This is a genomic window from Saccharicrinis sp. GN24d3 (genome assembly GCF_052400645.1).
In the GTDB taxonomy this organism is placed as follows: Bacteria; Bacteroidota; Bacteroidia; order Bacteroidales; family Marinilabiliaceae; genus Saccharicrinis.
Genome location: NZ_JBQTGI010000054.1, coordinates 1 through 8,509, shown reverse-complemented (window position 1 = coordinate 8,509; position 8,509 = coordinate 1). Strand labels below are relative to the sequence as shown.

Annotated in this window: 6 protein-coding genes; all 6 read right to left on the bottom strand. The window is 33.8% G+C overall.

Annotated features, from left to right (window positions below; all coding sequences use genetic code 11):
* Positions 1-462 precede the first annotated feature (462 nt).
* The 6 genes from ACT29I_RS25350 to ACT29I_RS25325 all read right to left on the bottom strand — a co-directional run bounded on the left by ACT29I_RS25350 (position 463) and on the right by ACT29I_RS25325 (position 8,338).
* Positions 463-1,845, bottom strand: a complete 1,383-nt coding sequence (locus ACT29I_RS25350) for an alkyl sulfatase dimerization domain-containing protein (RefSeq protein ID WP_444794816.1) — start codon at positions 1,843-1,845, stop codon at positions 463-465.
* A 42-nt stretch (positions 1,846-1,887) separates the two neighbouring features.
* Positions 1,888-2,340, bottom strand: coding sequence for a MoaF-related domain-containing protein (locus ACT29I_RS25345; protein ID WP_444794815.1), 453 nt, complete (start codon positions 2,338-2,340; stop codon positions 1,888-1,890).
* Between the two features lie 20 nt (positions 2,341-2,360).
* Entirely contained in the window at positions 2,361-3,203 is an 843-nt protein-coding gene (locus ACT29I_RS25340) for an SDR family oxidoreductase (protein ID WP_444794814.1), read from the bottom strand.
* 102 nt (positions 3,204-3,305) lie between these two features.
* The gene (locus tag ACT29I_RS25335) at positions 3,306-4,160 is read right to left on the bottom strand and encodes a helix-turn-helix domain-containing protein (RefSeq protein ID WP_444794813.1); all 855 of its coding nucleotides are present in this window, start codon (positions 4,158-4,160) and stop codon (positions 3,306-3,308) included.
* Between the two features lie 387 nt (positions 4,161-4,547).
* Positions 4,548-6,539, bottom strand: a complete 1,992-nt coding sequence (locus ACT29I_RS25330) for a hypothetical protein (protein WP_444794812.1) — start codon at positions 6,537-6,539, stop codon at positions 4,548-4,550.
* 251 nt (positions 6,540-6,790) lie between these two features.
* Complete coding sequence (locus tag ACT29I_RS25325) at positions 6,791-8,338, bottom strand: TlpA family protein disulfide reductase (protein WP_444794811.1); 1,548 nt, start codon at positions 8,336-8,338, stop codon at positions 6,791-6,793.
* Between the last annotated feature and the right edge of the window lie 171 nt (positions 8,339-8,509).

The following is an 8,509-nucleotide window of genomic DNA, read 5'->3' as shown; positions in this document are numbered from 1 at the left end:
ATAGATTGATTTGTTGACGATCTTGTCCTTGTATGTATCTCATGTATGTAAGATACATAATACCTGTTTTTTACTGAAGAAAACTACACCATACTTATGAACTTTATGTCAACACCTTTTTAGTTTTTAGACAGTCTGACGGTTGGCGGTATGAAATCGTTGGGGATTGCGGGCTACTTTCCTTTCAAGTTACACAGAACTTGATGCGTGGTAGAAAGTTTGAATAACCACCTAAACCCCAATGTTTTATACCGCGTGTTACCAACTGGCCTTTTATTTTTCAGTCAATTTATCTATCAATTTTGCAGTATCACGTGCGTTCGGACAGACACACTCTTTGACAAGTTTTGGCTTTAGCGTCGGCACGTGGGGCTTGGCAATGTGTGTGACTGTGAAGCGTGGGCAATATAGAAATAATTAATTATAACATTTTCAATTTTTTATTCAAATTATTAAATCGTATTATTCTCCCACTTTTTCCTTTAACTGAATGGCATAACTATTCATGTAATTTCTGCCGGTTGCGGTTACCATGGTTTTGGCAATTTCCATTAATGCATCTGCTTTCAGATTGATTATTTCTTTGTCATCATTGTTTAAAGCAAGTAGATAATCAGACAATTGAGCTGCCCATTGAAAATCTTCATCTTTAAAAGCTTTTAGAGCATTTGCCCGAAGTTTATCTAAGCCTCCAGCCATTATTGCCATTTTTTCCGCTTCATCGGTTGGTAATAGTTTATTCAAGTTTACCGGGTTTCCATCGAACCAGCCCAAATAACCCTCAAAAATAGAACGAACAGCCCAGTCCACACGACCATAATATTCAACTAAATAAGGAAAGGTTGCAAGGTGTTCAGGTAATTTCACATATTCAACCAATTGGTCGGGTGTCATGCCTTTGTTCATGCCTTCAATGGTTTTGTCGAAAACAAATTTTATAGCGTCGCTATAATTGCTTAAAGTTTCTTTTACCTTGTCTTTCCCAATTACCGGGCGTGTGTGACCTGGCAGTAAATATTCTGCATTTTCGTTTTGCATTTTATCGAGGCTTTCGTACCAACTTTTAACATCTCGATATTGAGAACCACGAATGGTGTATAAGTTTGGAAACGATTTATAATAGGTATCGCCACAGAACAATATTTTCTGGTCCGGCATCCAAACATACATATTGTCGTATGTTTCGCCGCTTGCAGCTACCAAATCAAAGTTTATCCCGTCGATATTAATTTGCCTCCGTTCACCAGAGAAAAAATGTGTAGGTTCAAATTCTGCTTGTCCTTTTTTGCGGTTGAACATGGTATTTTGTTTATTGGGACGGGGAGCAATTCCGTTGTTAATATGAATTGAATCTGGCAGAATGACACCAGCTTGGCGGGCTCCTCGGTTGTTTTGATAAGTTAATCCAGCACTTTTTCCCGCATTTTCTTCAATGTTAAAACCAACGTTATTGCCTAATGCTCCACTTCTTCCCCACACCTGAGGATTACTACCTTCATCTAAAAAAGCCTGAATACCGCCAAAATGGTCGCCATGCCCGTGTGTAATAATAATTCCTTTAATGGGTTTATCGGTAATTTCACGAAACTTCAAACGAAGCGTCTCCATCCGAACCGGCGACATGCCGGCATCAATTAAAATAATTCCGGTTTCACCTTCAATCATGGCAATATTGCTCACGTCGTAGCCCACCGCGAAATGTACATTTTCGCCAAACTTAAAAATTTTGGGTACAAACTCTTTATTTTGTTCCTGTAAAAGACGGGTAGCTTCCGTTTCCTGTGCATTAGCTGTTGTTGTAAAGACAATTAATGCCAATAAGAATGTGATGATTTTTGTTTTCATGTTAAAACTTTTAGAGTGTTTATAATCAAATCCAAAATTTTCTTATTCAGGTCTCTTTAAGTGGTCGATTATACCACCGTCAAAAGCTGTTCTTCTTGGTCTGTCCGGATTGTTTTCATATCCAATTATTACAGAACTATATACCGTCATGTTCTTGAAGTTAAAAACAAGGGTCAGGTAATCCTTTAGCCCGGTTTCGTGCCAATTCATTAAATACAAATCATCCCCTATTTTACGGCAACGGTATTGTATATCTTTGTTGCCATTCCCTTTGCCGGGACCTGTAATCCATTCGTACTTACCCTTTCCATCATAGAATTCAATATGGATTGCATTACCCGTTTGATACTGAAAATTCATGGAGTAGCCATCTAATAAATGTTCTGGCTCACCAAATTGATATTTTTCAACATCAGGTGAAGTCTTGTTTTGAGCAAAGCTGGTTCCGATACCTATTCCTGAAACTAATAATAGTATTAAAATTCGATTTTTCATGGTGTTGTTTTTAAATGATATTACTTAATATTTGAATTAATGAAATCTTCGAACGATAACGGCTTATTGCCAATTACTTGTTCAAAATCGTTGGTTATAACAGCCATGTAACCTGCTGAAGTAGCTCCATAAAGTGCCAGCATCATATCGGCAGAAGGTTCGGGCATGCCGTTTTCCATTGCTCCTTTTTTCATCTCGGAAGTAGAAATAGGCACATATTTTATTTCTTGGCCTTTTGCTTTGCTGATAATCTTCGCGGCCTCATCATGATCAAGTGCCTCGCTTCCGGTGAGATTAATAATTTTACCATTATAATTTTGCAAGTCGGTAATTACTCTTACTGCAACCGCCGCAATATCCGAAGTAGCGATAAATGCCGTTTTGCCATTTCCTGCAGCAACGAAAATCCCGTTCTGATGCGCTATCATTGGAGCAATAAAACCCGTAGTAAAATTATCCATGAAAAAATTTGGCCGAATTATGGCATACTGAAAGCCTGCATTTTTTACATAGTTTTCTATCTTGAAGAGGGCTGCCTCAGGATTGGCATCAATTCCCAAAGCTGAATTAACAACAATTTGTTTAACGCCAGCTTCTTGGGCTGCATCGATAAAAGGGAATATTTTTTTATGGGCATATGGGTCCATTGGGGGTGCAATTAAAAAGATTGAATCAACATTTTCTAATGCGACGGCATAGGTTTCGGATTTTTCATAATCGAATATAACCGGTTCTATATTAGAGTTTTTGGCAACTTTCGAAATATCGCGCGTTGCTGCCAATACGCTGATTCCTTTATTGGCAAGTTGTTTTACTACTTCTTTACCAAGTTTTCCGGTTGCTCCTGTTACTAATGTTTTCATTGTTTTTGTATTTTAATTTATGAATAATAATTACGATACAAAGTAACGGAGTAAATCAATTTTGGTAAAGGTCAGTTTAAGGCAAAGAATGGTAAAAATGGGCTAACGATGAATTTCACGAAATTTCTGAGGAAGAAAGCCGGCGTGTTTCTTAAAGTATTTAGTCAGGTTTGTAGCATCCTCGAAACCAATTTTGTAAGCAATCTCTTTAATTGAAAGTTCAGAATATGAAAGAAGTCGTTTAATCTCCAAAACAACCCTTTCATCCAGATATTCTTTTGCTGTTTTGTTTGATAACAGTTGAAGGGCAGCATTCAGCTTCTTGGAATTTACACCTAAAATTTCACAGACATCGGCTACTTTTGTTTTATAGCTAATAGTATTGTCCAAAGCTTCTTTAAACTGCATACTTAAAGTAAGTGAAGAGCCACTTGGTATTTGTGAGAAGGAGCGTTTAGTCCGTTCAAGCCGGATTAAAATAATCTTGAGGTAATTCCGTAACAATTCTTCCTGTTCAAATTCTTTTTCAATAAAAAATGCTTTTGCGAGCATCTCAATTAACAGTTTTGTGTCGGTATCGCATTGCAATACAACAGGTGATAATTGCGAATTGAATAGGATGAAATCATATAGATATCTATAATTTATTTTTTCACGAACCAAAAAATCAGATGTAAAAAGTATGACGTAACCTTTGATATCAAAATCAATATGAAATTGTTGCACCTGGTCTTTTGCGATGGGAATAAAGGAGCCTGTATTAAATTGTACTCTCTGGAAGTCGACCGTATGAATACCGGTTCCTTCAGTAATGAAAATAAGTTGATAAAAATCAAGACGATGTGGTTTGCCGGCAATTTGATGTTTTCTTTTTATCAGTTCTTCCAAACGAAGAATTTCAAACTCAAGGAGTGGTTCCTCCTTTTTATTAAAATCATATTTTGGTATCTGCTTCACTGAATTAAGATGTCTGTTTTAAACTATAATCAAATGTAAGATTTATCCCTAACTTTTTCTTATTTACAATAGAGCTTGCTTAAGTTATACGGTTTCGTATTGATTAGTGAACTGGCAAGAAAACAGCTCTTTTGCAAGCTGAAGCATCGGCTTGTGTGTTGGAGCTTGCGAATGTGCTGTTTTGTGCGTTGGCTGTTCATTTTATCTATTTTTCTGCAAAATTACCGTTGTCATTTCTTTTTTTAGGCTTGTTGGTAACGGTGGCGGTATGGTTAGTAAGGGATTGCGGGCTTTTTACCTATCAAGTTACAGCAAACTTTAGAGCGGATTACTACACCCCGAAAATCACTGAAACCCTTATTAACTATACCGCGTGTTGGCGTGTCGTTATTTTATTCCTTCTTCATATCTTCTTTCAACAATTTCTTCAATTTCTAACATCTGTTTTGCTGATTTGCTTGCAATCATTGGTTTTGAAATGAAAACACTTGTCAATAACCAGACAATAACATTAACAGCTAAAGCAATCCAATATGAAAGAAAGTTGCTTAATTCTGAATCGTTTTGATATAAATAAACTCCTAAGCAACTTAATAGGCTAATCCCGATTGGTAATCCCCCAAAAAAGATGAGTCTACTTCGTTTAATATATTTATCAACTTTCTCAACTTCCTCTTTTCGATAAAGTCCTTTTATTACATTGGCGCTTTTAGCTTCTTGTCTTTTTAGTCTCTCTTTTTCACTTTTCTCAAAGGATAAGCTATCTTTTGCTTCAGCTAAATCATCAACAAATTTCAATTTAACTTCTTGAAATTCTCTATTTAATTCAAGACTTATTTCATCATCAGATAAACCTTTTGATATATTACCGTGTAACGAATTTGCAATTTTGACAACTTCTTCTGCTGGCAACTGTTCAATTTGCAGTTCTGTATCCAATAGCTTTGATAAATCCGTAATTTTAAAGGTGTTTTTGTCAGGTTGAAGGTTAAACCGAATCATGTCAGCAAATAAATTCGAAAAATCTGTCGGATTAACATCAGTACCTCCATTATCAATTGCAAGCATACTAATTATAGTATCTAAACGAATTGCCAAAGGTAAATTTTCGACTGTAGGCTTGGTATGGGAATATTTATTAACCGAGATTTCTTGAGACAATATAAAGGCTTTCTCAGTAGTTCTGTAGTATTCAATACCTGCAATTATACCTACATCATGAACTAAAGGCGCATCTCTTTTATCTTTTCGGGTAACATTCTTGTATATTGTATTGAGTTCTGTTTTCTTGTTCTCGTCATTTTGTGCATTTTCAATTGCAATATCTAGCTTTGGGTCATCATTAAAAATTTCAATCTTCTTTTTAGACTCGATATATTCAGGAGGAGTACTTATTTGTTGGCAAAATGTTTGGAAATCTTCATAATTTGAACATTCTCTTTTAATTGCAGACTGTATAAAATGGTCATCAGTTTCTTTTATTACTGAATAATCAAATTTCTCAACGTTTCTAAGAATTTCTTTATTAAGATTTGAGACGGTATTAATATATTCTTGCTCAGTAATATGAAAATATCCAGGAGTGACATTTAATTGGCTAAATATACCATCTAGTTTTTTTATTGTATTATGATATTCACTTGCTTCTAATCCTATGTTCATTAGAACGTTTGTATCTAATACACATTTTGAATCTCTAAAAGCTGCTATTGAAATTGGGTCTGCGCCGATTGATGATTGCAACAAATTTGCTGCAAATGCAGAAGTTCCATACTCCCATAAATGAGCATCTAAATCCGCATCTTTTTTATTTATAATGCAATCAACAAATCGCTCTACAAGAACCGCATAATCTTTTTTGTCTAAATTCTTATTATTAAAAGTTCTACGCTTTATATGCAGAAAGATGTCAGAGCTTTTCTCTTTTACTTTTTCAGATTTTTTATGGCAAATATCGGAAATCCACTCCTTCGAATAAGATTTAAAAAACTCTATCGTTGCATCAGAAAACCAATCGATTACTAATGCTTTATCTGAATGAAAAGGTTTGAAATAAGTTTCAACTAGCCTATCTAATCGCTCAGTTGAATCCTCATACCTTTTATTTAATGTTCTTCTATTACTTCTGCTTAATGAATATTTCTTTTTGGCATAAATGATTTCTTCCTTTTCTAAAAGTTTTTCAATCCCTTCTTCAATTCTATTTGGTGCAATTGCTGTTTTTAAAACATCCTTTATACCATTACCTATTTCTTTAATAGTTAGAGGTAAATCGCTAGTGAATAACACTTTAATTATCAACTGGGATATTGCATTTTTAGTTAATGACCTTGAAGTCGAATCTAATCTAAGGTGTAGGGTTTTTAATGTCTTATCCAATTTATTCTATTTTTTATCTGTTAGTTCGTTCTGTCTAATGCACGCCAACGTTCACTGGATGAAGCGTGCGGAGATTAAACGAAACAAACCTCCCAAATCGCCGCAGAGCCAAATCTTATATTTGTTATTATCTTTCATTTTAATGCCAAATCTAAGATTTGGCGGTGCTAAAACTCCTTACCTAGCCTCCAAAACATGACAAAATCCGCATGCTTTATACCAGATTGTTAGGCGCTGACCTTTATATTCTTTCAATCAATACTTAATAATTTCTCTATCTGACCTGTGGTTTCTGATTGACTTGGCTTCAGGTTATTTCCTTTATTACAAATCTGGCCAGTTTTATCAATTAAGAAATAATAAGGAATCCCACTGATATTATAATCTGCCCTAATTTTGTTACTCTTGTCTATATTCAACCAATAATGTTCTCCTTTTAGATTACGTTTATCAATGGTAGCTTTCCATTGGTCTTCCGGACTGTCCATACAAATAAACACAAATACAATATCTTCTGATTTATACTTTTCAATCAATAGATTTGAATATGGCATTTCACTTAAACATGGAGCACACCATGTTCCCCAGCAATCAATATAAATAGCCTTTCCTTTATGCTTATTAATTATATCAGTTAAGGAACTACTTTCTAATTCTCTCTGATTTGCAAGTTCATTGATTGAATTATTTTTTACTGGTGTATAGTAATCAAAAAATTGTTGATTAATCAGAGAGTTTGTCACATACTTATCGAAAACTTCTCTTCTGTTTTCATTAAAATAAGTATCAAAACCATTATGATCAATGTTTTCTGAATAATATTCTCTAATTATAAGTTGTCTTATTATATTTTCTCTTGTAAATTTCAATATTGATTTTATCTCTTTTTCCGCTTGTTTATATTCTGAATTAAAACCAAAACTTATAGCTAAACTGTTTGTAATAAATACTTCGGATTTTCCTTCCTTCTTAAATTCTCCTTTGCCCTTTTGGAAGAGATGTTTTTGATTTAAATATGTTATGCACTTATGATGATACCGATTGACAAAGATTCCTGTAAAATCAGTATTAAAGAGCATCATTTCATTAACATCGCAATTAATCAAAGGATTAAAGAAATCATCATCTACAAACCATTCTCCTTTTTTCAGATAGTTGTACTTCCGATGATTCTCGGGATAATCAGCTAATCCACTCATATAATGCATTTTAATAGCTGTATTAATCCATGTTATTGCAGTATCCGAAACGCTATTATCTGTTAATAATTTCTCGGAATATTGCACGAATGATTTGCTGATGCTATCTAAGAATAAAGTGTATTGTTGTGGGGATAAATTAGTTTGCTGCCTTTTGATTAAATCAAACGATGGAATGTTTTTAAAATAAAACTTATTAAAATTTGAAATAATAGTATTGTTGCAAACTCCATTACCATAGAATTTTATACTATCATAAATATCTACTCTGTTTTTACTTGCTAAAAATTCAAAATAGATACTATCTCCTGGTGATACAAAAATATTGAATGTTGTTAGAAAGTCAATCAATACATCTTGGGGCATATTTCGTACAAATGAGAATTTAAAATATCCTTGATTATCAATATCAGAAACCTCCGATATACTATTCAGCATATGCACATTACTGCTGTAAGTTAATCCTATTGTTTCTCGATTTTTTAATTCGCTATAATTTAGGATTTTACCACAAATAATCACAGGTTTTGATTGATTAATTTGTCCATATAATAGTGTTGACAAGAAGATATAGGTAAATAATAAAAAGTAATGCTTCATAGATTATTAATGTATAGTTTGTAGATTTTTTTGTCGGTTTGCGCCTAACGGCAGTCTGTCTAAAAACTATCTACAAAATAAAATTTGTTGTGTATTAAGCCCTTTTTAAGCTGTTGTTTGGGTTTATTATGCTGCCTGAAAATAGCGATAATAATTTATTTTGATAAACAA